The following is a 25,345-nucleotide window of genomic DNA, read 5'->3' on the forward strand; positions in this document are numbered from 1 at the left end:
CTTATCATCGCAAGCGATCTCCCGAGCCTATTAGGCGGGATCGATTCGGCATTAACTGGCTTGCTATCCAAAGCACAATAACGCAGGTAATGGAGGTTATCAGCACCAGGCTTAATGCCACACCGTCTTTACCGGCCTGGACTGCCTCATAGATAGCGATTGAAAGGGTCTGGGTGCGTCCCGGGATACTTCCGGCGATCATCAGCGTGGCACCGAATTCTCCGAGGGCACGGGCGAAGGCCAGCAAGATGCCGGCAAGCACTCCTCGCATCGCGAGCGGCAAAGTAATTCTGAAAAACACGCCCCAATTACTGATGCCCAACACCCGCGCAGCGTCCTCGAGCGTGTGGTCCACCCCTTCGAACGCCGCACGTGCGGCTTTCAGAACCATGGGGAACGCCACCACGGTGGCTGCAATGACTGCGCCTTGCCAGGTAAATATCAGCTGGATTCCCCACTCATCAAGGAATTGCCCCAACCAACCGCGACGCCCAAAAAGCACCAAGAGGTAATAGCCGATGACAGTAGGCGGGAGCACCATAGGCAAGGTAAGCAGCGAATCGATTACGTCACACCATCGCGACTGCCAGCGTGACAGCCCGTATGCGGCGGTCACACCGAGGATTGCAGCAAAAAATGCCGCCCAGCCAGCCACCTTCAGCGAGAGCAATAAAGGGACGCTGAGACTACTCATGCATACAGCGCTCAGGGTTTCGCAAAACCATATTTAGCCAGAACCGATTGACCCTCTGGCGAGAGTACATAGGTTAGGAATTCTGCCGCAAGAGGATGCCGATTGGCGCGCTGAACCAAGGCGATCGGATACAGCACCGGCACAGGAGACGGAATCAACTCAATGACCTTAACCTTGTCACCCATGGCCAATGCATCGGTTGAATACACAAAACCAGCATCGACCTCGCCACGTGCCACATAGTCCAGAACCTGCCGTACATTCTGACCCAGGACTTCACGCTGCTTCACCATGTTCCAGTTGCCGGAATGCTCGAGTGCCGCCTTGGTATAACGCCCTGCCGGCACCGTAGCCGGATTCCCAAAGGCCACGCGCTTGACACCGCTACCTTTGAGATCTGCGAGCGACTTGATATTAAGCGGGTTGCTGACGGGAACGACCAGTACCACTTCATTGCGCGCAAAGTCTTTCCGCGACGTCGGATTGATGACTTTGGCTTTGACAGCCTTGTCCATTGCCTGCTGATCGGCCGAGGCAAATACATCGCTTGGAGCGCCCTGCACAATTTGCTGCGCGAGGACATCGGAGCCGGCAAAGCTCATCAATACCTTCGTGCCGGGATGCTTCTGCTGAAACTGAATCGTGAGTTCAGTGAAGGCATTCGTCAAGCTGGACGCCGCAGAAACCAGGACATTATCAGCCCGGGCACTTGCATTCATTCCAATCAGGGCGCACAACGCGGTTGCCATAAACAGTCTTGATTTCATTACTGCTCTCCTAACCATCGTTATGAACTGTTTCGCTCTGTAGTTCCGCAATATATATAGCTATATAACGATAGTCAAACCGGCCAGACAGCGGCCCTCGCTTGCTAGCCCTTCCTACTTCGGATCTACGATCCGGGTCGGCACAATAACGAATTTTCCCGGAACGTTGCACTGAGATAAGATATCCACTCGAAGGCGCGAGGCTGGCCTATGCCGGCCAACCGTTCGTCCCCTGTCCGTCCGTCCTTTCATTTGGGTGCAATATAACTTTGGCTTTCTTACCGCCCGCTTCCATCGACACATTCATTGACGCCATCTGGCTGGAGGACGGCCTAGCACAAAATACGCTGTCGGCCTACCGGCGCGACCTTGGCAGCTTTGCGCTATGGCTGCATGCGAAGAAAGGCAAAGCGCTCGAGCAGGCCGGCGCCGATGACATTCAGGACTGGTTTGCTGCCAGGCATACCAGCAGCAAAGCCACCACCGCCAATCGGCGTCTGGCGGCACTGCGGCGCTACTACCTTTGGGCGCTGCGCCACGGCCAGGTAAGCAAGGATCCCTGCCTGACCTTGCGCGCTGCCAAACAGGCGGCACGCTTTCCCAAAACGCTGTCAGAGGACCAAGTGGACGCGCTGTTGCAAGCACCCAACGAGAAGAGCACGCTGGGGCTGCGCGACCGGGCCATGCTGGAGACCTTGTATGCCACGGGCTTGCGCGTAAGTGAACTGATCAGCCTTAATGTTCTGGACGTCAGCCTGACGGAAGGCGTGGTACGAGTCAATCTGGGCAAGGGCGGAAAAGACCGGCTTGTGCCGCTTGGCGATGAGGCTCAACACTGGATCGAACTCTATTTGAAGCAGGCTCGTCCCGAACTGCTGGGTCCCCGCCGTTGCGATGCACTGTTTGTAACGGCAAGGGCCGCCTCGATGACGCGCCAATCTTTCTGGCTCATTGTAAAAAAACACGCGGCCCAGGCTGATATCCTTACGCCGTTGTCGCCCCATGTCGTAAGACACGCTTTCGCTACCCACCTGCTAAACCACGGCGCCGACCTGCGCGTCGTGCAGATGCTACTGGGCCACGCCGATATTTCGACGACACAAATATATACTCATGTGGCTCGTGAGAGGCTTAAAGCGCTACATGCAAAACACCATCCGCGCGCCTGACGTTCGCGCCGTTTTTTGACAAAACCTTGGCCGCCGCCATTATCAATGCAGAATCATGGCAAAAGAAAAGCACGTTTCGGAAACCCCAGCGACACAATTCCTGAAGAAACACCAGATCGCCTACAGTGAGCATCCTTATGACTACGTGGATCACGGAGGTGCAACGGTGGCGGCAAATCGGCTAGGGTTGGATTTGCATCAGGTTGCAAAGACCTTGATCATGGAAGATGAAAAATCACATCCTTTGGTTATGGTCATGCATGGAGACTGCGAGGTGTCGACGAAAAATCTGGCTCGACAGATAGGCGTTAAAAGCGTGAGCCCCTGCACCCCAGACAATGCTCAAAAGCATTCCGGCTATCTAGTCGGCGGTACATCGCCATTCGCAACGCGCAAGAAAATGCCGGTATGGATAGAAGCAGGGCTTCTGGCGTATTCGGTAATCTATGTGAACGGCGGCAAGCGCGGCTATTTGATCGGGGTTCCGGCGCGAACGCTGGCCGACCCACTTGGCGCCAAGACAGTGAATGTGGCTTTGCCGAAAAGTTGAACGCGGCGTACGCAGCAGTCGGATGACACGAAAGGTCGGGGAGATCGGCATGCATCCGCTCTGCATTGGCGACCATGGGCGTCAAACTTTTACGGCCTATGGACGCGACTTAAGCCAAAACCATGCCGCTACGCCTGTGGCTAGCCATAGCGCCATGATTAGGACCACGCCAGCCCGGCTGCTTGGTTTCGAACCCTTCGCCTGCATCCACTCGTCTGCTTGGGCGCGACATTCCGCGAGTACCTCAGGCGGCAAGAGTCTGATGGTTAACCAGATTAGTCCGGGAAGCAGCAAAACATCATCAACATAGCCCAACACTGGGATGAAGTCGGGAATCAGGTCAATGGGACTCAGCGCATAGGCCACCACAAACACCCCCAGGGCCTTCGCATACCAAGGCGTTCTGCGATTCTTGCCTGCAAACCAAAGCGTTACGCCGTCACGCTTTATTCGCTTGGCCCAGGCTTTCAAGTTGTCGCTGATGCTCATGGGATTTGCGATGGATTTCGAGTCTATTTCCCATGGATTATAGGAGATGTGGCCGAATTACGCGGTAGCTGCCAAGAGCTGCTTTTTGGCCGAAAGCCGTGGATCCACAACCCGCTGTAAAGAAGTTGACGGGTATGCGCGGCACCGATTAGCTCAGCAAAAAATGCAAAGGGATCACGCCGTGTCGTTTTTTTTGCGCACCTTGGTCAGGCCGAATCCGTGCAGATCGATGCTCTTTCTTGAGCGAAGGTTCCTACCTCGCATCCCGATCGCAATCAGGCGCAATGCAGCCAAACATGCAATAGAGCATAAGCCGATCACTTGGCGGCTTTATGCTGCACGGCACGGCGGCCAAGCGCTACGGTGCGGACGCACTATAGATAAATTGACCAAATAGCGTCACGCTATCCGCCTTGGTCCAGACGCCGACGTGCCCCGCCCCCGCAATATGGTTGTCTTGCAGTTCAATATACTTTTTCCCGTCGAGCAAGACTTGGATCGTCGTTCCGCTGAAGACAACCCGCAACGTGTGCCATTGATGAGGCGCGACCGGCGCATCCTTGTACGCCAAGGTTTTACGGGAGCCGTTGATCGTATAGTAAAGAGAGACGTTTCCTTCCAACGCGTTGGCGCGTGCAACGTAATAATTATCGCCATCTTTCCAGCGCCACACCACGCCGCCGGCCTGATCCTGCTTGCCAGCAAGAGCCTTGAACTTCACCTCCACTGCACCATCGGCCATGGTCACCGCATTGTTAACGCACCACGGATACGTGGCCGAGCCGGATTGCTTCAACACCTTCGCGCCGCTCGGTGCACTCGCGTCAGGCTCAATACTCCAGTGCGGCTTACCTTTCCCCGTAGCGCCGCAAGTCCAGTCCGACGGAGGTTGGCCGACCGAATCCGCATCAAAGGTTACCGTAGCTGCCGCTGCATAAGTTGATGTCGTGAAAAGTGCCAGAGTTATGATCAATGCTTTCATAGAAGTCTCCTCGAGGCCAGTGGTGGAGCGCCGCTTCAATTCATTTTGGGCGGCCGGTTGTGCGTTTCAGCTTGTGGTAATAAACGCTACATATTTACGTGGGCTTTGAATGGCCCACTACTGCATCGCGACGACGAGTCGCAAACCACGTTATCAATGCTTGTGCCGATGGTGCGCATCGGGAAAATGTTCATGAGTATGCGTTAACGGCTCATGGCGATGCCAGTGTCGATGTGTGGTTCCTGGAACAACGGGCTCGTCGTGGGTGTGTTGATGGTGTTCGTCGTGCGTGTGCTCATGATCGTGCTCCAAGATTTCATGCGTATGGGTGTGGTGGTGGCGCTCGGTTAGATGCAACCAAATGCCAAGCGCCATCAGGGCGCCAGCGATGAGCAGGGGCACAGTAACCGGTTCGCCCAGTGCAATGGCCAAGACCGCACCGAAAAATGGCGCCACCGAAAAGTACGCGCCGGTGCGCGCCGTGCCCAAATGGCGCAGGCTGACCACGAATAGCGCCAGGCTTACGCCATACGCCAGGAAGCCGACCACCATCGCGCCCGAGAGGCTGGGCCATGCTGGCAATGAGGCACCCAATATGAAGGCTAAGATCAAATTCACGACGCCCGCCGCTAAGCCCTTCACCGCAGCGATCCAGGTGGCATCGGTAAGCGACACCTTGCGTGTCAGATTATTGTCAATGCCCCATGCGAAACAAGCGCCGAGCACTGCCAAAGCCGGCCACATACCGGCAAAACGCGCTTCGCCGGGCCAGCTCAAGACAAGCGCACCGGCGACAATGGCGACCATGCCAAGGGCGATGCGCCGATCAAAGTTCTCTTTGAAGACAAACCAGGCCAAGAGTGCCGTGAATACACCCTCGGCGTTTAATAATAAAGAGGCGCCGGACGCTGGCATACCGGTCAGGCCAAGCATGAGCAAGACGGGCCCGACCACACCGCCGGCTCCAATGGCCCCAAGTAACCAGGGCAATTCGTGGGGCGGTAAGCGCACCGCCGGAGCGCGCCTTACGCGGCGATAGAGCGTTAGTCCAATACCCGAGCCCAGATACAGTAAGCCCGCCAAGAGCCACGGGCTGACGCTCTCGAGGAGCAATTTGGCCAGGGGCGTTCCAGCGCCAAATAGCAACGCGGCCAGTAAGGCGCTCATCACGCCTGGTTTTTGCAAGCCTTGCTTCCAGTTCATGGTCGGTTTTCCCTAGGTGCTTGGTGGATGAACGTGTAGGCCGCTCAGATCAGTGCCATGTCAGGCGGCATCAGGCGCCTTGCCACGCCCAGCAATCCAGCTTCGCAGACGCGCGGCCAACAAAAAGTTGCGCAGAAACGCGAGGGGCCAAGCGACGGACCGCGCCATCATCCAGCGAGACACAAAGTTAGCGGCCAGGATGTCGGCAAGGTAACCATTCTGTGGCACGCCTTCGGAGACGCGCAAGCACTGGCAATCTTTAAGCTGACCAGGGAACACTTGGGGGCCCGCACGGATAAAGGCTTTGACAATTCCGCGCGTACAAAAATAGACGCTCTTGGGCGTCCGATGTGCACATTCAGTAAGGCAGTGGCGTCTCCAGCAGGAATCGAACCTGCAATCTTCCCTTAGGAGGGGAAAGTTATATCCATTTAACTATGGAGACGTAAGATGAGAGCGGAATTATAAGGCACTACACCGTCGAAAAAAAACCGGGACGATTGCCCCGGTTTTTCCTAGCGCTACCTTTACTTATTCAAGCTTTATATTGCCTTTGGCGACAACGTCTCTGGCCCACTCGTATTGCGTTTTGATTTCCTTGCCAAATTCCTCGGGTGTATTGCCCGAAGGAGCCGCGCCTTGCTTTTCGAGCGCTTCAATCACTTTTGGATCTTTTAGCGCCACTACAGCGGCATCACGCAATTTCTTGACGATTTCGGGAGACGTCCCCTTCGGGGCGAGCAAGCCGTACCATGCGGGTTGGTTAAGCTGCGGGTAACCCACTTCTGCCAGCGTGGGAACGTCTTTCAGTGCAGGCAGTCTTTGAGGCCACGCGACAGCCAAGGCGCGCAAGTTTCCGGCCTGTATCTGCGCCATGGAAGACGGCAGGTTATCGAACATGATGGCGATCTGGCCACCCACAGCATCCGTTACTGCCGGGCCCGATCCCTTGTAGGGAATGTGTACAGCGTCAGTTTGAGTGGCAAGCTTGAAGGCCTCGCCGAACAGGTGAAGTACCGAGCATGTGCCCGAACTACCATATGAATACTTGCCGGGATTGTCCTTAAGAACTTTTACGAACTCTTTGAAGTCCTTGGCTGGAAACTTGGGATTGACTTCAATAACGTTAGGTACGTTGGCGAAATTCGTTACCGGCATGAAGTCATTCACGGCATCATAAGGAAGATCTTTAGGACGACATGCGGGAAGCACTGCCAGCGTAGACACCGTTGCGATGGAAAGTGTGTAGCCATCGGGTTTGGCTCGCGCCGCCTCGGCCGCACCTATTGCACCGCCTGCGCCCCCCTTGTTCTCGACGACAAACGTCTGTCCGAGCTCTTGCCCCATGCGTTGTGTCACGATGCGCGCGACGATGTCCGTTGACCCGCCCGGCGCAAATGGCACGATGACGCGAATAGGTTGTTCGGGATAAGCAGCGTGGGCAGCGCCTGCACCAAAAACTGATGCAACGCCCGTTACCAAGGCAAGAACGGCGAATTTATTGCGAAATGGAACCATAGGAAAGTCTCTCTTTAGAATAATATTTGTTAACGCCGCGCTATTCTAAAACAAGGCGATTAACTGTGCTGGCAGAATAACAGCAATTGTCAGAAATCACCTATCACATTCATTGCGCCACAACCAGTGGGCAAGGCGCCGATACTTCGTCAACAATGGCCTAAAATGACGTCCCGTTTCATGCTCCCATAAGTGCTTCATGTCTGTGATCCAGCTGGTCCTGCCCGACTTTTTGCTTATTGCCCTGGGTTGGCTGTTGCTACATAAACTGGCATTCTCCGCCGAGTTCTTCCGAGGCGCGGAGCGACTTGTGTACTTTGTGCTGTTTCCCGCGCTTCTGTTTCATTCCATTACTAAAACGCCGCTGAGCCTGTCGACGACCTATATTTTGCTGGTAGCCACCGTGCTGGTTATGGCCTTCGGTGTTGCCATGTCTTGGCTAGCTGTCCCGGTGCTTCGGCCCAACCCCATGGCGCATGCTTCGATCGCGCAATGTGCGTATCGATTCAATACTTATATAGGTTTGTCGCTCGCTGGCGGCCTTGGCGGTTCAGCGGGACTGGCCATTATGGCGGTGATCGTAGGGTTTGCCGTGCCATTGGCGAATATGGCCGCTGTGCACGCCCTGGCTCGCCAAAACGGAGGCCGTGTATTCAAGGAAATCGTCAAGAATCCGTTTATCATTGCGACGGCCCTGGCGCTGATATTTAACCTTTTCGCGGTGCCAATTCCCGATGTAATCCAGGTCAGCCTTGGCCGGCTGGGCGCGTGCGCACTCGCGATCGGCTTGATGTGCGTGGGTGCAACGCTATCCCTTCACGGTGGAAAAGGTGCGGGAAAACTAATGTCATGGATGCTCGCCGTCCGCTTACTGATCATGCCGATTGCGGCGGTAGTTATCGGATGGGCGCTGAATCTCAGCATGATCGAACGCCAGATGCTGTTGCTTTTTAGTGCCTTGCCGACGGCGTCGTCAGCCCACGTCCTTGCGGCGAGAATGGGAGGAAACGGTTCCCTCGTAGCGGTGACCATGTCAAGTGGCACTGTTATCTCGGCGTTGACCATTCCGCTATGGCTCATGCTAGGCGCCTACCTATAGCGATACCCACGACAACAAACAGGTTAATTTTGACTACCAAAAGACTGTATTTGCCCGATGAAGACGCCACAATTGCGTTGGCCGCACAGCTGGCTCCGATGTTATGCGGCGTCCATCCAGCGTTTGGCCACGAACAGCGCGGCGGCCGAATTCATCTGCACGGCGACCTCGGTGCTGGCAAAACCAGCTTCGCGCGCGCGCTTTTGCGAGCGTCTGGAATTACCGGAAAAATAAAAAGTCCCAGCTACGCCCTTATAGAAAGCTATAATCTTTCTAACTTAGACTTCTATCACCTTGATTTCTATAGATTTAGCGACTCTCGAGAATGGGCTGATGCCGGTTTTCGCGATATACTCGATGAAAATGCAGTAGTTTTGATCGAATGGCCGGAGCAAGCCGGGGCACTATTACCCCCTCCAGATCTCGACATTTATCTCGAATATGCAGACCACGGGCGGCACGCCAGCTTAACTGCCCATAGCAACAAAGGAAAATTATGGCTGACGACTCTTGCCCTTCCTCCTCAGGAATCTCCCTGAACGGATTCTCGCGCCGCCGGCTCATAGCAACCGCAAGCACTTTATTTATTCTTCCTGTCGTTCCTCGCATGGCAATGGCGGGCACCATATTGGCCGTGCGAACCTGGCCCGCCGATGAATACACCCGTGTGACGCTCGAAATGGATAGCGAGCTAAAGGCTGAACACTTCACGCTTGAAGGACCGGACCGGCTCGTGGTGGATATCCAGGGCCTGACCATGAACCGGGCGATCAATGATCTGGTTTCGAAAATTCGTCCAAACGATCCGTATATCGCATCGGTACGGGTTGCTCAGAACAGACCTGACGTAATCCGCCTGGTAATGGACTTGAAACAGCCGATCGCACCGCAGGTGTTCACTCTGAAACCTATCGGCGAATATAAGTATCGATTAGTGCTTGATTTGTATCCCAAGGTTGCCCAGGATCCTCTGCTGGCCATCATGGGCAACAAGGACAGCGACCCCTTGGCGCAGGTGCTGGAAGATCTGGCCCAGAACGCCCCCTCTGAGGCACCCATTCCTTCAGTCAATGGGCAGAAGCTGCCGCCGATCGCCAAAAAACCGCAGGCGCCAGCCCCGCCCCCGCCTAGCGTGGCTCAACCCCGTGACGAAGCACGCCCGATTCTCGTCGCCCTGGACCCAGGCCATGGGGGTGAAGACCCAGGCGCTATCGGCCGGAATGGCACGCGCGAAAAAGACATTGTTTTAAATATCGCGCGGCGCCTGAAAAAGCTTATCGATTCACAACCCAATATGCGCGCCTACCTGACGCGCGACAACGATTACTTTGTGCCGTTGCAGGTTCGGGTTCAAAAAGCGCGCCGCGTTAAAGCCGATTTGTTTATTTCCATCCACGCCGATGCCTGGATCAAGCCCAGCGCGCGCGGTTCTTCAGTTTTCGCATTGTCCCAGAATGGCGCCACCAGTTCGGCGGCGCGCTGGATGGCGCAGCGTGAAAATGATGCTGACCTGATCGGCGGAATAAACTTGGGTTCGCACAACAAGCAGATTGCCCAGGTATTGCTCGACCTTTCCACCGCCGCACAGATCAACGATTCGGTGCGAGTAGGCGACCGCATACTGAGCGAAATCGGAAAAATCAACACCTTGCACAAGAACCGTGTTGAACGAGCCGGGTTTGCGGTATTGAAAGCGCCAGATATCCCTTCTATTCTGGTCGAGACTGCTTTTATCAGCAATCCCGAAGAGGAACGCCTGCTTCGCAGCCCAGCGCACCAAGACCGTATTGCCAAAGCCATGCTAAGCGGAATCAGCGATTATTTCGCTACACGCCCTGCCCTGGCGCGCAAGGCCTGACTTACCCTTCCCCTTACAGTGGTCACGTAAACGGGCCACAGGCCTGTTTACTACCCTATTCAAGCAGCCGGCGACTTCTTCTTGAATATTTTCCACACGGCCCCGAATAGCACCGGTATTGCAGCGGCGCCGATGCCGATCAGCACGATGGTGTTCAAGTGTTCTTTGATGATCGGGACGTTGCCAAAAAAGTATCCCAAGGTGACCAAACTTCCTATCCACAGAACGGCGCCCGATATATTGAATAACTGAAAGCGCACAAAATTCATGCTGCCTACGCCCGCCACGAAAGGAGCGAAGGTACGAAAAATGGGCAAAAATCGCGACATAACAATGGTTTTACCGCCATGTTTTTCATAAAAGACATGTGTCTTGATCAGGGCACTGCGGTCGAGAAAGCGGAAATTGCTGGTAAAAACGCGCGGTCCGATATACCGCCCTATCGCGTAGTTCACCGTATTGCCCAATATCGCGGCGATGATCAGGATAACGGATAACAACACCGGGTTCAGCATACCGGAGGCACCGAAGGCACCGGCGATGAACAATAAGGAATCGCCCGGTAAAAAAGGCAGCACAACAAATCCCGTTTCTCCGAAAATAATCAGAAACAGCACCAGGTATATCCATTCACCATACTGGGTAACGAAGGTACCCAGAAACTGGTCGATATGGAGGATCATGTTTAACAAATCGGGCATAGCGGGCAACCAAAAAAAGATACAGCAATATAACGCGTTCGAAGCAGCGGCGTAAGAACGTTACGTTTCAAACAGCTAAAATCAAGCCAATCGCCTTAAGTTAGTCTAACGGAATCCTGAATGCCCGAACGCCGCTCCATTGCTCCATTACCTGATTTACTGATCAGCCAGATTGCTGCCGGCGAAGTGATCGAACGGCCGGCTTCAGTCCTGAAAGAACTCCTCGAGAACGCCATTGACGCCGGTGCCCGCGCGATTGAAATACGACTGGACGGCGGCGGCATACGCCGAATTGCCGTAAGCGACGATGGCTGGGGTATCCCGGCGAGGGAACTCAGCTTGGCATTGACACGCCATGCCACTAATAAAATCACAAGCCTGCGCGAACTCGAAGCCGTGAACTCGATGGGCTTTCGTGGTGAGGCGCTGGCATCTATTGCCTCGGTGGCACGAATTGCCCTCACCTCCCGAACGGCGGGCGACCCTCATGCATGGCAGGTAGAGTCGGCGGCCAGCAGTCCTGCCGCTGCATCCGGCCCCGTGGGTACGACGATCGACGTGCGTCAGCTTTTCGACGAGGTACCCGCCCGGCGCAAATTCCTTCGTGCCGAAGCCACCGAGTACGGGCACTGCGTCGATGCGCTGGAGCGCATCGCTTTGGCACAACCCGATATTGCCTTTCGTCTATTCCATAACGACAAACCCCAGCGTCAGTGGCGGGCGACTGACATCGCCCAGCGCGTACGTGATGTGCTGGGTGCCGAATTTATCGATCAGGGTCTTGAGGTCGAACGCGAACATGGCTTGATCTCCCTGCGAGGTATCGTGACACGGCCGACCTATGCCCGCAGCCGTGCCGACCGCCAGTATTTATATGTGAACGGAAGGTATGTGAAAGACCGGACCGTAGCGCATGCGATACGACAGGCATACGCCGATGTGCTGCATGGCGACCGGCAACCTGCCTACGTGCTGTTCCTGATGGTCGATCCTGCCGGAGTCGACGTAAACGTTCATCCTGCCAAACACGAAGTGCGTTTCCGCGAGAGCGGTGCTATTCATCGATTCGTGTCCCAGACGCTTGCGCACACTTTGGCAAGTGTCGGGGGCCAATCCGCCGAAACCGGCCATGCTGCCGAAACGTCAACTGGCATGCCCCCAGCGCCGCCGGATCAATATAGGTCCCACGAGCCGAATAGCCCGTTGGCAAGGGATAACTATCCCGATGGCCTGCCTGGCCGCTCTGGAGCCTCGTTTTTTTCGCCACAGCAGTTACAGCGCGCGTTTCCTTTGCGCGACTCCGGCGCCGACACTACCGCCCAGTGGCAGTCGTTTTATCGTCCTTTGGAATCGGCAGCCACGCCAGCGCGGTCTGGCCCGAGCTCGACCTTAGCAGATCATGAATTTCCATTGGGCATGGCGCTTGGCCAATTACACGGGATTTACATCCTCGCGCAGAATCATGCAGGGCTGATTCTGGTTGATATGCATGCCGCTCACGAGCGTATCGTCTATGAACAATTAAAAAAGGCAATGGATGCACAGAGTTTGCCCTGCCAGGAACTGCTTGTTCCAGTCGTATTTGCCGTGAGCGAAAAGGAAATCGGATTGCTTGAAGAGCATGGCGATACCCTGAGTCAGTTAGGTCTTACGTTAAGGCCCACCGGGCCCGCGACCATTGCCGTTCGCGCAGTGCCCGCACTTTTATCCAATGGCGATATCGAGTCGCTGGCACGCAATGTACTGCGCGACTTGGCGCAGGTGGGTAGTTCGCCGCGCCTGATCGAACAGCGAAACGAACTGCTGTCGACGATGGCCTGCCATGGCTCGGTACGAGCAAACCGGCGCCTGACGATCGATGAAATGAACGGCTTGTTGCGCGAAATGGAACAAACCGAAAGGGCCGACCAATGCAATCATGGCCGGCCGACTTGGGTCCAATTCCGAATCAGCGACCTGGACCGTATGTTCATGCGTGGCGAATGAAAAAGAACATCATATGCCTTGCGGGGCCCACTGCCGCCGGCAAAAGCGCTGCGACCCTGGCGTTGGCACAACGCTGGCCGATTGAAATCATTATTGTCGATTCCGCCACGATTTACCGCGGTATGGATATCGGTACCGCAAAGCCGTCGAGGGCCGAACAGGCATTCGTTCCGCACCATCTCCTTGATATACGGGATCCGGCGCAAAGCTATTCAGCCGCTGAGTTCCAGCAAGACGCAACAGCCTTGATTCGTGATATCACGGTACGCGGAAAAATCCCATTGCTGTGTGGCGGAACGATGCTCTACTACAAGGCCCTAAGGGAAGGGCTTAACGATTTACCCGCCGCCGACGCTGCAGTTCGAATGCAAATCGACCTCGAAGCACAAATCTCTGGCTGGCCCGAACTGCACCGGCAATTGGCCGATTATGATCCGATAACCGCAGCGCGCCTGGCGCCCAATGACAGCCAGCGCTTGCAGCGCGCCATCGAAATCTACCGAATCAGCGGCAGGCCGATGTCGGCATGGCTGGCCGATGCCCGACCACAGCAAGACAGCGAACTCGAATTCATCACCGTCAGCCTTGAGCCGTCGGACCGCCTTGCCCTGCATGCAAGAATCGCCGGTCGCTATCAAACGATGATCAACGATGGACTGCTGCGGGAAGTGCAGGCGCTTCACCAACGAAGCGAACTGCACACCGGTTTACCCTCAGTGCGTTGCGTGGGATATAGGCAGCTTTGGGATTATCTGGACGGAAAAATTGACTTAAGTGCAGCAGTGGAACAGGCAATTGCAGCCACCCGCCAGCTGGCAAAGCGTCAATTGACCTGGCTTAGGTCCGAGCCACAGCGTCACATTATCGACTGCCTGAGTCCTGACGCTGCCATGCGGGCCGTGGACACGATTGCACCCTTTTGGCCGAAAAAATAAAGCGGGTTTATTTTTCCTGGGAAACGGACTATTCGCCCTGCCAGCACTGCCGGCGCCATGTTCGACCACAGACGGCGCCGGACACTTTCTTTACACCACTACAGTTTGCGGCGCATCAGCGCTTTCACGGTCCACAACTTCGCCCACTACACTGACTTGCTCGCCGTGCGCCGTAAGAGTCGCCTTTACGGCTTCAGCCTGATTCGCCGGGACCACAATAACCATACCGATGCCGCAATTAAATACACGATACATTTCAGTGTCGGCAACACCGCCGTTTTTCTGCAGCCATGTGAACAGCGGCGGCATAGTCCAGGCATCGCGATGCAATTGTGCCGACAAACCGGGCTGTAGGATGCGGGGCACGTTATCGAGCAGACCACCACCCGTAATATGCGCCAGCCCCTTGATCGCGGGCCCATGCTCGGCAAGCGCTGCCAACACGGACTTCACATAGATACGAGTCGGTTCCATTACGACATCTTCCAGTGGCCGACCACCCAGATCTTGGCCGGGCCGGGCATTGGCATGGGTCAGGATTTTGCGCAACAGCGAAAAGCCATTAGAGTGCGCACCGCTGGATGCAAGGCCCAGGATTACGTCGCCAGGCACGATAGACTTGCCGTCGATGATGCGTGATTTCTCGACCGCGCCAACCGCAAACCCCGCAAGGTCGTATTCGCCGTCGGGATACATGCCCGGCATTTCGGCCGTTTCGCCGCCGATCAAAGCGCAACCCGAGAGTTCACAGCCCCGCGCTATGCCCGCGACTACACTTGCAGCGATATCGACCGATAATTTTCCGCATGCGAAATAATCGAGAAAGAAAAGCGGCTCGGCGCCTTGAACCAAAATGTCGTTGACGCTCATGGCAACCAGGTCGATACCCACGGTATCATGGCGCTGCCATTCGAAAGCAAGCCGCAGTTTGGTACCGACGCCATCGGTTCCCGACACCAGAACAGGCTCTTTAAGATGCTTTGGCACTTCGAATAAGGCGCCAAATCCGCCAATCCCCGCCATCACGCCGGCCCTCATGGTTTTGGCAGCAAGAGGCTTGATACGGTCCACAAGCGCATCGCCGGCATCGATATCGACACCTGCATCGCGATAGGTCAAGGAAGCTGAATGTTTGTTTGTCATGAGAAATGCCGTGGGATGTGTAAGAATTGCATGTTGAATTAAATACCAGGGGTGATTTTACGATGAACGCAGCAAATGCACGTCTCTGCAATATGGCAAGCAGGCCCTGATTGCGCCGCCCCCTATTAGACAACACATGACACAGCAACTGATTCTGGACTTGTTACCACCCTCCGCGCCCTCGCTGGACAACTTCGTCGTGGGCGAAAATGCGGCGGCGCTGGACGCATTGCGCCATTGGAAAGGCGGCCGTGCTATTTACCTGTGGGGCGCCCACGGCGCTGGCCGAAGTCATTTACTTCGGGCCTGCGCGACGGGGACCGCTGCGCTATACCACGGACCCGGCGACAGTCCTGCCATCCTGAAAGACATCGCCACAGGCGACGAGCTCAAACACAAGATCATCGCCATCGACAATATTGAACTGCTCGATCCCGCAGGGCAGGCCGCCTTGTTTGCCCTGTACAATCGCTGGCGCGAAGTTGCTACCACGAAAGACGCGTTTGCTATTGTTTCTGCCGGAGATCGGGCGCCGCTCGCCATGCCGCTACGCGAAGACTTGCGCACGCGGCTAGGCTGGGATCTGGTATTTCGCCTGGAATTGCTATCGGATCAAGATCGAGCCGAGGCCCTGCGAGCCCGGGCCAACGAGCGCGGCTTACAGCTTTCGCCCGAGGTTATAAGCTGGGTGCTTACCCACTATGCCCGCGACATGAGCCGTTTGAGCGCCTTGGTAGATGCTCTCGACCGTTATTCCCTAGCGAAGCATCGGCCCATTACCTTGCCTTTACTTAAGGATCTGCTGGCATCCAGCCACACTTAATATGAATTTACATCTATGAAGTCCGCAAAACGCCTCGCCCTGTTCGATCTCGACCACACACTGCTTCCGCTCGATAGCGACTATCAATGGGCCGACTTCCTGGCTCGCACTGGGCGCGCCGGCGACCCTGTCGAAGCTCAGCGCCGCAATGAAGACCTTATGCAACGGTATAATGAAGGCAATCTGACTGCCGAACAATCTGCCGAATTCATGTTGGGGCTGCTCACACGAGCCGACGCAAGCGAACTCGCCGAATGGCACGAAGTTTTCATGGCTGAAGTCGTGCGTCCCGCTATATTGCCGATTGCACAGAATTTGGTTCGAAATCATCTTATGCAAGGCGATCTGTGCGCAATTGTCACGGCCACCAATGAGTTTGTCACGGCTCCAATTGCCCGCGCTTTTGGCGTCCCGCACTTGATTGCCACTACGCCCGAATTGCATAACGGCCGCTACACTGGCCAGATTCTGGGCGTGCCAAGTTTTCAGGCAGGCAAGATCACACGCGTCAACGAATGGCTGGGAGCCATGGGCTTGCAGCTAGCTGACTTCGAAGACTCATTCTTCTATAGTGATTCGCCCAATGACCTCCCCCTTCTGGAAGTCGTGACGCACCCTATCGCCACTAACCCCAGCCCCACATTGCGCGAGCTTGCGCAAGCGCGCGGCTGGAAAATCCTTGACCTGTTCAAGGACATGCAAGATGCAAAGTCTTAAAATACATTCATGCTTAAACAAACAATAAAAAATTTCGTCGAACGCCTGTTTTCAACACCGCGTCGCGGACCGGAGCGCCTGGCTCAAGAGAAGCACGGCATTGACCGACGCAATGTATCGCGGCACGCCATCAAGGTTTGTGAAGTCTTGCACGAACATGGTTATGTGGCCTATATCGTGGGCGGCGCAGTGCGTGACCTGATCGTGGGCCTGGAACCGAAGGATTTCGACGTTGCAACCAACGCCACGCCTAACCAGATTCGCCCGTTGTTCCGGCGCGCCCGCATCATCGGCAAACGTTTCCAGCTGGTGCATGTGGTATTCGGCCAGGAAATCATCGAGACGTCCACTTTCCGGGCACCCGCCTCAGTCGAACAAGACACCGACGAGCATGGCCGTATACTGCGCGACAACTTGTTCGGCTCGCACGAAGAAGACGCCGCCCGGCGTGACTTCACGCTCAATGCACTGTATTACGATCCTATTACCGAAGTGGTCATCGACTACCACCGAGGTGTCCCCGATCTGAAGAAACGGGTGGTGCGCATGATCGGCGACCCCGAGACGCGTTATCGTGAAGACCCCGTCCGCATGTTGCGCGCGCTGCGCTTCGCGGCCAAGCTTAATGCCACGATAGACCCTGCCTCATACGAGCCCATCACGCGCATGGCGCCTCTTATCGAGAACGTGCCTTCTTCGCGCCTGTTCGACGAAATTCTCAAGCTGCTGACCTGCGGCCATGCCATGGATTGCCTGCGACAGCTGCAGTCCGTAGGCCTGCACGAAGGCGTTCTACCGCTGATCGACCTGATTTTCAAAGAAGAAGGCGGCGAGAACTTTGTTGACCTCGCCCTGGCCCGCACTGACGCCCGAGTACGCGCAGGCAAAACAATCAGCCCCAGCTTCCTGTTTGCCGCTTTGCTATGGACACTGGTCAATAAGCGCTGGCAGCAGTACTGTGCGGGCGGCGAGCATCCTGCGCAGGCGCTCATGCAGGCGGCCGACTCTGTCGTCGAAGAGCAAACTCGCAAGCTGGCCATACAGCGGCGATATCAGGCCGACATGCGCGAAATCTGGTTCATGCAGGCGCGCTTTGAACGGGCAAATCCCAAGACCATATGGCGCATGCTTGAACAGCCCCGCTTTCGTGCCGCGGTCGATTTCCTGCAACTGCGTGCTGAAGCACACGAGGTCGATAGTGTTCAGGCACAGTGGTGGATGGATCTGGCCAATGCCGATGATTCGACCCGCGCCGAGATGATAGAAACTTATCAAACCGAGAGCCGGGGCAAGGCGCCCGCCGCCCGCCGACGCCGTAATCCGCGGCGCCGCCCTAGCCAGCAGACGAACACGCCGCCACAATAATAGAATCTACGTCACGGCACTGGCCTGTTGCAAGGCCAGGCCATATCAGGGCAAGAATAATGGCTTTGGCTTACATTGGATTAGGGGCAAATCTTGGCGACGCACGGGCAACCTTGCTGCGAGCGGCAACCGATCTTGCACACGTCTCGGGTATTAGCCAAATCGAACTCTCGCCTCTATACCGCAGTGCGCCAATCGAGTCGAGCGGCCCCGATTACATCAATGCCGTTGCGGCCCTGCGCACCACACTCGCCGCGCCGCAGCTCCTACGTATATTGCAACAAATCGAGCAGCAGCATGGGCGCGTGCGCCCCTATCACAACGCTCCGCGGACCCTTGATTTGGATCTGCTGTGGTTTGATGGCCAGCAAATTTACGAGCCGGACCTCATCGTCCCACATCCGCGCATGCATGAGCGCGCCTTTGTGTTACTGCCCCTAAGCGATCTGGCGCCCGAGCTCGTACTGGCCCAAGGCCCTATAAAAGACCTGCTTGCTGGCTGCGCCGACCAGGCATTGTCAAAACTGCCTGCATAGGTTGCCTTGGCGGAACAGCTTCCGCCAAACCCGCCATTACCCCGCCACGCGACGAAGAATCTGATGAGCACGCTCGATTACCGGCGCGTCTACCATTTTGCCGTCTACCTGAAAGGCAGATGAGCCCGTAGCGTCGGCCACCTCGATAATGCGTTTTGCCCACTCGGTATCGGCGGCCGTGGGTGCGAAGGCAGCATGGATGGCGGCTACCTGGGCAGGATGAATGCAAAGCATTCCTCCGAAACCCATATCGCGAACCTGCGCAGCCAACTGCGACAACCCGTCGTGATCCGAGAAATTTGGGTAGACCCCATCCAATGGCGCGGCCAGCCCGTTGGCTGAGCTATGCAGCAAAATCTGGCAACGAATGTGGTTTAACAATAGCGCTGCCCCGACGGTGTCAGGAGCCGTGCCCAACTCGAGCATCAGGTCGAGACTTCCAAACGAAAGACGATCCACGGCTTGCTGTGCCGCCATCTGCTCGAGTGCCAGAACGCCTCTGGCGCTTTCAACAATGGGCAATACTGTCTTGCCTGACTGCGCGACCTGCTGGATCTGAAGCGCGGACTCTGCCTTGGGCAGCAAAACCGCAGTGATGTTTTGGTGAGCGGCGCAAATGGCTAGATCTGCGTTGAACCAGGAGGTCGTCGCGCCATTGATGCGAACCCAAAACGAGGCTTGCGGATTCGCACTGGCAAAGTCTCGCAGATGTTCTCGTGCCTCGTCTTTAAGACCGTGTTCAACGGCATCTTCAAGATCGATGATCACGGCATCGGCGCCTGCGCCAAGCGCCTTGGAAAAGCGCTCGGGCCGAGTCGCCGGTACGAATAAGGCGGATCGAATCTGTTGCTGCATTAGATGATTCCTTGTTGTGCGAGATCGCCGATCTGCTCTTTCGAGTAACCCAGACCGGCAAGTATGGAGGCGGAATTCTCGCCCAATGCCGGGATCTTGTCCATGCGTGGCTGAAATGCCGAGCTTGTCGCGGGCGGCATCAGCGCGGGCAAGAGGCCGACAGCGCTGTCAACTTCGCGCCAACGATTACGCTCGGCAAGCTGCGGGTGATTCCAGACATCTTGCATGGTGTTGACACCGGCATTGGCAATATGTGCCGCCTCCAGCCTTTCGATGACCTGTGCGCGAGACATTGATGCGAACGTGGTCACGATCAGCACACGCAGCGTATCTTTATTTGCCACGCGCTGCGAATTACTGCTGAACCGGCCGTCGTTGGCCAATTCGGGTTGTTTTAGAACAATGCTGCAGAAGGCGGCCCACTCGCGCTCGTTTTGTAGACCGAGCATAACCTCGGTGCCATCGCCCACAAGGAAAGGGCCATATGGGTAGATGGTCGCATGCGAAGCACCAGCCCGCGGTGGCGGCGGGGCTCCGTCGAACGCGTAGTACATGGGGAAACCCATCCATTCCACCATGCTCTCCAGCATGGAAACATCGATACGGCTGCCCTTTCCACTGCGGTTACGCAGCAGCAAGGCCGACAAAATACTACTGTAGGCATACATGCCGGCTGCAATATCCGAGATTGAACAGCCCGCCTTGGCGGGCGTATCGGGCGTACCAGTGACTGACAAGAAACCGCTCTCGCTTTGAATCAATAGGTCGTACGCTTTCTTGTCTTGATAGGACCCGCCTTCACCGTAGCCTGAGATATCGCAAACGATCAGACGCGGGTGTTTCTCGTGCAGCACGTCAAAGGACAAGCCAAGCCGGGCTGCCGCACCGGGAGCAAGATTCTGCACCAGCACATCAGCCTCGCCAAGCAACTCAGCCAGAATCTGACTTGCCTCAGGCCGCTTCAGGTCCAGTGTGAGGCTTTCTTTGGAACGATTGGTCCATACGAAGTGCGAGGCCAGGCCCTTGACACGCTCGTCATAATTGCGAGCGAAGTCACCAACACCCGGTCGCTCTACCTTGATGACGCGGGCGCCCATATCGGCCAACTGACGCGTGCAAAACGGGGCGGCGATCGCGTGTTCAAGACTGACCACCGTAATGCCATCTAATGGGCGCGAGCCGGTGGAGTCGGGGATATCAGTTAACTGCGTTGTAGGGCTCATGGTGTAAACCTCAGTTCTGCCTGGTGTGCAAGCGTGCCGTCTTGCTCGGCCCATAATTGTGCGCTGTCGGCGCCTAGCAGCACGCCAGAGGTCTGGAATGGTCGCGGCGCAATCAGAGGCCTTAAGCCCCGGTACGAGAATGAGGTTACCTTTTTACCCGGATTGGCGTTAACGAAGGCTCGGCACATCAGGGTGGCGATCATGGGTCCGTGAACCACCAGCCCGGGATACCCCTCAGCTTTAGTGACATAGGGCTCATCGTAATGGATCCGGTGACCATTGAATGTCACAGCCGAATAACGGAAGAGCATGACAGTGCTGGGCACAGTCGTCTCGGACCATTCCCCCTTGAGCGCAGCGATGCTGCCTTCCAGCTTGGGCGGGCTAGGCTCGCGATACACAATATCTTGTTCCTCGGAGATGCAGAGCGCTCCCTCCTGAGAATACTCATGCTTTACCGTCACAAATAACAGCTTCCCGGTACGGCCGTCTTTTTCGTTGACTGCAGCGATGGTCGAGACCCGTTTCCCTGGAGTTCCGACCCGGAGGGGCTGCACAAACTCAAGCCGGCCGCCGGCCCACATGCGATTTCGATTATCGGCAGTTGGCAGGAAGCCGCCACGTTGCGGATGGCCGTCATCGCCAATCTGATCGTAAGGAACTCCCTTGATAAACAAGGTCCAGTGCCACAACAAGGGCAGTTCACTGCCCAGGGCCGGCGCCGCAGAATTCAAACTAAGTGCTACTTTCTCGATATGGCCAAGGTCGACCGAGTCGGTACATTCTTCGGTACGGCCTACCCAGCTGGATGGATTCATGGTGGTCATGGGTGTCTCTTCTTTTACATCACTTAAAGTCATAGCTTGCATGTTTATATTCCGCTTGTGAATTCCATTTTGGATAAGGCTCACTTCACAGACCTTAAACCTCAGGCAAAAACTGATTACGGTATGGCGCAGATGCCAAATATCGAGGCGGTTTACAAACTAATATATTAGTGTTTTAATTGCTCAACAACGCCGCCTACCTTCACATACAGGCCAAAAACCATGTCACAACGCCCTTACGAATCGCTTCGCAGCGCCCGTTGGTTTGCTCCCGATGATCTGCGCTCCTTCGGTCATCGCTCCCGTCTTATGCAAATGGGCTATGCGCCCGAAGATTGGGCCGGCCGCCCCGTTATTGCGATCCTTAATACGTGGTCCGATATCAACCCCTGTCATTCCCACTTCAAGCAGCGGGTCGAAGACGTAAAGCGCGGCATACTGCAAAGCGGTGGCTTTCCGATCGAATTGCCAGCGATTTCGCTATCGGAAAACTTCGTCAAGCCTACCACCATGCTTTATCGAAACATGCTGGCAATGGAAGCCGAAGAACTCTTGCGTAGCCATCCCGTCGACGGCGCCGTGCTCATGGGCGGATGCGACAAGACCACTCCCGGCCTGCTGATGGGCGCCATTAGCGCTGGCCTGCCTTGCATTTTTCTGCCTGCCGGCCCCATGTTGCGCGGGAATTGGAAAGGAAAGGTTTTAGGGTCCGGTTCCGATGCCTGGAAATACTGGGATGAACGCAGGGCCGGAAAAATAAGCAAAGTCGAATGGGTGGGCGTAGAGGGCGGAATCGCGCGCAGTGCCGGGACTTGCATGACGATGGGCACAGCCAGCACCATGATGTCCATTGCAGAATCGATCGGCATGACGCTGCCGGGGGCTGCCTCCATCCCGGCGGCAGATTCGAATCACATACGCATGTCGGCAGAGTGCGGGCGCCGCGTGGTCGACATGGTATGGGAAGACCTGACACCGCAGCGCATACTGACTCGTGCCAGCTTTCTGAACGCCATCGTGGTGGCGATGGCCATGGGCTGCTCAACAAACGCTGTCATTCATCTCGTGGCCATGTCGCGCCGCGCTGGCTGCGCGGTCAATCTCGACGACTTCGATGCGGCCAGCCGAAACATTCCCGTCATCGCCAACGTACGACCCAGCGGCGACACCTATCTGATGGAAGACTTCTTTTACGCCGGCGGACTACCGGCTCTCATGAATCGCCTGGGCGACCACCTGCAACTTGACCAATTAACGGTCAACGGCCGCAGCCTGGGCGAGAATATCGCTGGCGCCGAAGTGCACAATGACGACGTCATCCGCCCGTTGACGAATCCTCTTTACCCCGAAGGTGCCCTTGCCGTGTTACGAGGCAACCTGGCACCCTCGGGTTGCGTGATCAAACCCAGCGCCTGCGCACCTCAGCTGCTGCAACACACAGGCCCTGCCTTGGTGTTTGACGACTATCCCAGCATGAAAGAGGCCGTCGAAGACGAAAACCTTGATGTCACAGCCGAACATATCCTGGTTCTGCGCAACGCTGGCCCGCAGGGCGGTCCTGGCATGCCGGAATGGGGCATGTTGCCCATACCCACCAAGCTTTTGAAGCAAGGGGTACGAGACATGCTTCGCGTGTCCGATGCGCGAATGAGCGGCACCAGTTATGGCGCCTGCATATTGCATGTCGCACCCGAAAGCTACGTTGGCGGCAATCTGGCCTTGGTCAAGACCGGCGATCTAATCACCGTCGACGTACCTGCCCGGCGTATTCACTTGGAAATCAGCGACGAAGAACTCGCACAGCGCCGCGCCGCCTGGACGCCGCCACCTAAGCGATTCGAGCGCGGTTATGGCTGGATGTTCTCCCAACATATCTTGCAAGCTGACTCAGGTTGCGATCTTGACTTTCTTGAAACCGAGTTCGGAGCCCCGAACAGCGAACCCAGCATCTATTAAAGGAGCCATTACGTGTCCCTGAATTCCGTTACTCGGCAGCAGCTTGCCACCATCAGCACCGCTACCCTATGTACGGCGCTGTTCAAGCGCGGTCTGCGCAATCAGTTCATCCAGGATGTGCGCCCGCTGAATGCTGACCTTCCCAATATGGTTGGTGTGGCGTACACGCTGCGCTATATCCCCGCACGAGAAGACTTGAATCCCATTACGGTCTTCCAGGACCGTCAGCACCCACAGCGGGTCGCGGTAGATCAATGTCCCGAAGGGGCTGTCCTGATGATAGACAGTCGTAAAGATGCGCGCGCCGCCTCGGCAGGATCTATTCTGGTGTCACGCCTGATGAAACGGGGCGCTGCCGGCGTCGTCACAGACGGGGGCTTCCGTGATTCACCCGAGATAGCGCGCTTGCCCTTCCCTGCTTACCATAATCGCCCGTCCGCCCCCACCAACTTGACCCTGCACCAGGCGCTGGATATCAACGTGCCTATCGGTTGCGGCGACGTAGCTGTGTTTCCCGGCGACGTGATCGTGGGCGATGGCGAAGGTGTCGTCGTGATCCCGGCCCACTTGGCCGATGTAGTCGCAGCGGAAGCGGTGGAAATGACAGTTTACGAAGACTTTGTTACGGAAGCGGTGCTAAGCGGCCGGTCCATCATCGGCCTATATCCGGCAACCGACGAAAAATCGCGCGCCGATTTTGCCGCCTGGCGACAAGCAAAGGGCCGGTAGCCAACTCTGGTTTTCGTCAGTTAGCACTGATGGCAGTATGCAGCGGGGCCGCCACAATGGCGGCCCCGCTGCATTTGCTTCGACCCGTCGCCATAAAGGCTACTTGATCGCAATATTGTTGGCTTTGATGATCTTGTTATATACGAGAAAATCGTCGTTGATTTTCTTCGTGAATTCCTCGGGGCTGGATCCTATCGGCAAGCCACCTTGGCTGATCAACTGCTCACTGAATTTCGTATCGGCAAGCACTGCCTTAACGTCTTGCGATACTTTGTCGACGATTGCTTTAGGTGTGCCAGCAGGCGCCACCAGCCCAACCCACGACACGGAGTTGTATCCTTCCAGGCCGCTCTCAGAAATCGTCGGAAGGTCGGCAAACGTCGGGTAACGCTTAGCACTGGTTACTCCTAGCCCTTTAAGGGCCCCTTGCTTGACAAAGGGGCCGCTACCCATAACGGTACCAAACGTCACATTGACCTGACCGCCTATCAGATTTGTCACGGCAGGCCCTTCTCCCGCAAACGGGACATGCGTCATCTTTACATCGGCAGCCTGTTGAAACGCCTCGGCAGCAAGTTGCATGGAACTACCGGCCCCTGATGAACTAAAAAACAATTCGCCAGGCCGCTTCTTTGCGACATCGATCAGGTCTTTGACGGAACCAATGCCTGATTTTGAGTTCACCACCAGAATCAAAGGCAGTTCAACGACTTGCGTAATGGGCGCGAAAGCGGTCTTCGGGTCATAAGGCAGCGTGTACAGTGATGGATTGATGGATTGGGTTCCGATATTACCCATCATCAGCGTGTAGCCATCGGGCTTGGCCCGTGCAACTTGCGCGGCGCCAATTGTGCCTGCGGCACCGCTTTTGTTCTCAACCACTACCGATTGACCCCATAAGTCGCTTAGCTTTTGTGCCAGTAATCGAGTCGTTGTATCGGTGCCTCCTCCGGGGGAAAATGGCACGACAATGGTTACCTGGCGAGACGGATATTTATTGGGCTCGGCGTGGGCATTGGCGAACGCCAAGCCTAAAGCCGCGACGGCAGTCAGCTTGAATAAGATTTTCATTGTCTCCCCTAAGGCAGACTCCGTTCCCCGGGGCCTGCGCAAATTTATGTTGCGGTGGGAAACGTCCACGCGCATCCCACTGATATATTACTATTTCAACAATAATAGTATGCGGTGGCGGGCTTGGCTGACATAGGCGAAAACCCTCA

At 56.1% G+C, this 25,345-nt stretch carries 26 protein-coding genes and 1 tRNA gene; 13 read left to right on the forward strand and 14 right to left on the reverse strand.

Features of this window, described 5'->3' with window-relative positions; translation table 11 throughout:
• Window positions 1-4 precede the first annotated feature (4 nt).
• Both modB and modA read right to left on the reverse strand, forming a co-directional pair.
• Entirely contained in the window at window positions 5-694 is a 690-nt protein-coding gene (gene modB / locus EKL30_RS09050) for a molybdate ABC transporter permease subunit (protein ID WP_126706883.1), read from the reverse strand.
• A gap of 11 nt (window positions 695-705) precedes the next feature.
• Complete coding sequence (gene modA, locus EKL30_RS09055) at window positions 706-1,461, reverse strand: molybdate ABC transporter substrate-binding protein (protein ID WP_126706884.1); 756 nt, start codon at window positions 1,459-1,461, stop codon at window positions 706-708.
• A gap of 269 nt (window positions 1,462-1,730) precedes the next feature.
• Between modA and xerD the strand changes: the two genes are divergently transcribed.
• The gene (xerD, locus tag EKL30_RS09060) at window positions 1,731-2,630 is read left to right on the forward strand and encodes a site-specific tyrosine recombinase XerD (protein ID WP_199748517.1); all 900 of its coding nucleotides are present in this window, start codon (window positions 1,731-1,733) and stop codon (window positions 2,628-2,630) included.
• A gap of 55 nt (window positions 2,631-2,685) precedes the next feature.
• The gene (locus tag EKL30_RS09065; RefSeq protein WP_126706886.1) at window positions 2,686-3,180 is read left to right on the forward strand and encodes an aminoacyl-tRNA deacylase; all 495 of its coding nucleotides are present in this window, start codon (window positions 2,686-2,688) and stop codon (window positions 3,178-3,180) included.
• Window positions 3,181-3,276: 96 nt separating this feature from the next.
• Here the strand turns inward: EKL30_RS09065 and EKL30_RS09070 are convergent, their stop codons facing one another.
• The 6 genes from EKL30_RS09070 to EKL30_RS09095 form a co-directional block, all read right to left on the reverse strand.
• Window positions 3,277-3,669 carry a YkvA family protein gene (locus tag EKL30_RS09070; RefSeq protein WP_126706887.1) on the reverse strand — a complete coding sequence of 131 codons (393 nt, stop codon included), beginning with the start codon at window positions 3,667-3,669 and terminating at the stop codon, window positions 3,277-3,279.
• A gap of 358 nt (window positions 3,670-4,027) precedes the next feature.
• Window positions 4,028-4,651, reverse strand: a complete 624-nt coding sequence (locus EKL30_RS09075; protein WP_126706888.1) for a family 16 glycoside hydrolase — start codon at window positions 4,649-4,651, stop codon at window positions 4,028-4,030.
• 153 nt (window positions 4,652-4,804) lie between these two features.
• A complete protein-coding gene (locus EKL30_RS09080; protein WP_126706889.1) occupies window positions 4,805-5,854 on the reverse strand; it encodes a DMT family transporter in 1,050 nt (349 codons plus the stop codon).
• A 60-nt stretch (window positions 5,855-5,914) separates the two neighbouring features.
• Entirely contained in the window at window positions 5,915-6,100 is a 186-nt protein-coding gene (locus EKL30_RS09085; protein ID WP_126706890.1) for a hypothetical protein, read from the reverse strand.
• Between the two features lie 124 nt (window positions 6,101-6,224).
• Window positions 6,225-6,299, reverse strand: a tRNA-Arg gene (locus tag EKL30_RS09090).
• Between the two features lie 86 nt (window positions 6,300-6,385).
• Window positions 6,386-7,372 (reverse strand): tripartite tricarboxylate transporter substrate binding protein BugE, encoded by a 987-nt coding sequence (locus EKL30_RS09095; protein ID WP_126706891.1) that lies wholly within the window; start codon window positions 7,370-7,372, stop codon window positions 6,386-6,388.
• A 199-nt stretch (window positions 7,373-7,571) separates the two neighbouring features.
• On the opposite strand from EKL30_RS09095, the gene EKL30_RS09100 reads away from it, so the two are divergent.
• From EKL30_RS09100 to EKL30_RS09110, 3 genes are read left to right on the forward strand one after another with little or no spacing between them, the layout of a single operon-like run.
• Entirely contained in the window at window positions 7,572-8,471 is a 900-nt protein-coding gene (locus tag EKL30_RS09100; protein ID WP_126706892.1) for an AEC family transporter, read from the forward strand.
• The gene (gene tsaE / locus EKL30_RS09105; RefSeq protein ID WP_126706893.1) at window positions 8,444-9,010 is read left to right on the forward strand and encodes a tRNA (adenosine(37)-N6)-threonylcarbamoyltransferase complex ATPase subunit type 1 TsaE; all 567 of its coding nucleotides are present in this window, start codon (window positions 8,444-8,446) and stop codon (window positions 9,008-9,010) included. The genes EKL30_RS09100 and tsaE overlap by 28 nt, the downstream gene beginning before the upstream one ends.
• Entirely contained in the window at window positions 8,968-10,329 is a 1,362-nt protein-coding gene (locus tag EKL30_RS09110; protein ID WP_126706894.1) for an N-acetylmuramoyl-L-alanine amidase, read from the forward strand. Before tsaE ends, EKL30_RS09110 begins: the two co-directional genes overlap by 43 nt.
• A gap of 59 nt (window positions 10,330-10,388) precedes the next feature.
• On the opposite strand, the gene EKL30_RS09115 is transcribed toward EKL30_RS09110, so the two are convergent.
• Window positions 10,389-11,030: a VTT domain-containing protein gene (locus tag EKL30_RS09115; RefSeq protein ID WP_126706895.1), complete on the reverse strand. Its 642-nt coding sequence runs from the start codon at window positions 11,028-11,030 to the stop codon at window positions 10,389-10,391.
• Between the two features lie 120 nt (window positions 11,031-11,150).
• Here EKL30_RS09115 and mutL point away from each other — a divergent pair, with 120 nt between their 5' ends.
• Together mutL and miaA are read left to right on the forward strand one after the other, a co-directional pair.
• Entirely contained in the window at window positions 11,151-13,016 is a 1,866-nt protein-coding gene (gene mutL / locus EKL30_RS09120; RefSeq protein ID WP_126706896.1) for a DNA mismatch repair endonuclease MutL, read from the forward strand.
• Window positions 13,013-13,951, forward strand: coding sequence for a tRNA (adenosine(37)-N6)-dimethylallyltransferase MiaA (gene miaA, locus EKL30_RS09125; RefSeq protein ID WP_126706897.1), 939 nt, complete (start codon window positions 13,013-13,015; stop codon window positions 13,949-13,951). Before mutL ends, miaA begins: the two co-directional genes overlap by 4 nt.
• Window positions 13,952-14,041: 90 nt before the next feature.
• On the opposite strand, the gene purM is transcribed toward miaA, so the two are convergent.
• On the reverse strand, window positions 14,042-15,094 hold the full coding sequence (gene purM / locus EKL30_RS09130) for a phosphoribosylformylglycinamidine cyclo-ligase (RefSeq protein WP_126706898.1): 1,053 nt from the start codon (window positions 15,092-15,094) through the stop codon (window positions 14,042-14,044).
• A 136-nt stretch (window positions 15,095-15,230) separates the two neighbouring features.
• On the opposite strand from purM, the gene hda reads away from it, so the two are divergent.
• Genes hda through folK form a run of 4 tightly spaced genes read left to right on the forward strand, consistent with a single transcriptional unit; the run spans window position 15,231 to window position 18,535 of the window.
• Complete coding sequence (gene hda, locus EKL30_RS09135) at window positions 15,231-15,917, forward strand: DnaA regulatory inactivator Hda (RefSeq protein ID WP_126706899.1); 687 nt, start codon at window positions 15,231-15,233, stop codon at window positions 15,915-15,917.
• 15 nt (window positions 15,918-15,932) lie between these two features.
• Window positions 15,933-16,634 (forward strand): HAD family phosphatase, encoded by a 702-nt coding sequence (locus EKL30_RS09140; RefSeq protein WP_126706900.1) that lies wholly within the window; start codon window positions 15,933-15,935, stop codon window positions 16,632-16,634.
• A gap of 9 nt (window positions 16,635-16,643) precedes the next feature.
• Window positions 16,644-17,999: a polynucleotide adenylyltransferase PcnB gene (pcnB, locus tag EKL30_RS09145; RefSeq protein ID WP_126706901.1), complete on the forward strand. Its 1,356-nt coding sequence runs from the start codon at window positions 16,644-16,646 to the stop codon at window positions 17,997-17,999.
• 59 nt (window positions 18,000-18,058) lie between these two features.
• The gene (gene folK, locus EKL30_RS09150; RefSeq protein WP_126706902.1) at window positions 18,059-18,535 is read left to right on the forward strand and encodes a 2-amino-4-hydroxy-6-hydroxymethyldihydropteridine diphosphokinase; all 477 of its coding nucleotides are present in this window, start codon (window positions 18,059-18,061) and stop codon (window positions 18,533-18,535) included.
• Window positions 18,536-18,571: 36 nt separating this feature from the next.
• Here the strand turns inward: folK and EKL30_RS09155 are convergent, their stop codons facing one another.
• From EKL30_RS09155 to EKL30_RS09165, 3 genes are read right to left on the reverse strand one after another with little or no spacing between them, the layout of a single operon-like run.
• Window positions 18,572-19,390, reverse strand: coding sequence for a CoA ester lyase (locus tag EKL30_RS09155; RefSeq protein ID WP_126706903.1), 819 nt, complete (start codon window positions 19,388-19,390; stop codon window positions 18,572-18,574).
• Window positions 19,390-20,613 (reverse strand): CaiB/BaiF CoA-transferase family protein, encoded by a 1,224-nt coding sequence (locus EKL30_RS09160; protein WP_126706904.1) that lies wholly within the window; start codon window positions 20,611-20,613, stop codon window positions 19,390-19,392. The genes EKL30_RS09155 and EKL30_RS09160 overlap by 1 nt, the downstream gene beginning before the upstream one ends.
• Window positions 20,610-21,440, reverse strand: a complete 831-nt coding sequence (locus EKL30_RS09165) for a MaoC family dehydratase N-terminal domain-containing protein (RefSeq protein ID WP_126706991.1) — start codon at window positions 21,438-21,440, stop codon at window positions 20,610-20,612. The genes EKL30_RS09160 and EKL30_RS09165 overlap by 4 nt, the downstream gene beginning before the upstream one ends.
• Window positions 21,441-21,662: 222 nt before the next feature.
• Between EKL30_RS09165 and araD the strand changes: the two genes are divergently transcribed.
• Complete coding sequence (gene araD, locus EKL30_RS09170) at window positions 21,663-23,396, forward strand: L-arabinonate dehydratase (protein ID WP_126706905.1); 1,734 nt, start codon at window positions 21,663-21,665, stop codon at window positions 23,394-23,396.
• Window positions 23,397-23,414: 18 nt separating this feature from the next.
• Window positions 23,415-24,125 carry a ribonuclease activity regulator RraA gene (locus EKL30_RS09175; RefSeq protein ID WP_126706992.1) on the forward strand — a complete coding sequence of 237 codons (711 nt, stop codon included), beginning with the start codon at window positions 23,415-23,417 and terminating at the stop codon, window positions 24,123-24,125.
• A gap of 99 nt (window positions 24,126-24,224) precedes the next feature.
• Here EKL30_RS09175 and EKL30_RS09180 read toward each other — a convergent pair whose 3' ends face one another.
• A complete protein-coding gene (locus EKL30_RS09180) occupies window positions 24,225-25,196 on the reverse strand; it encodes a tripartite tricarboxylate transporter substrate binding protein (RefSeq protein WP_158618409.1) in 972 nt (323 codons plus the stop codon).
• Window positions 25,197-25,345: the final 149 nt, after the last annotated feature.

It is taken from the genome of Candidimonas sp. SYP-B2681 (assembly GCF_003971065.1).
Taxonomy (GTDB): Bacteria; Pseudomonadota; Gammaproteobacteria; order Burkholderiales; family Burkholderiaceae_B; genus Pollutimonas.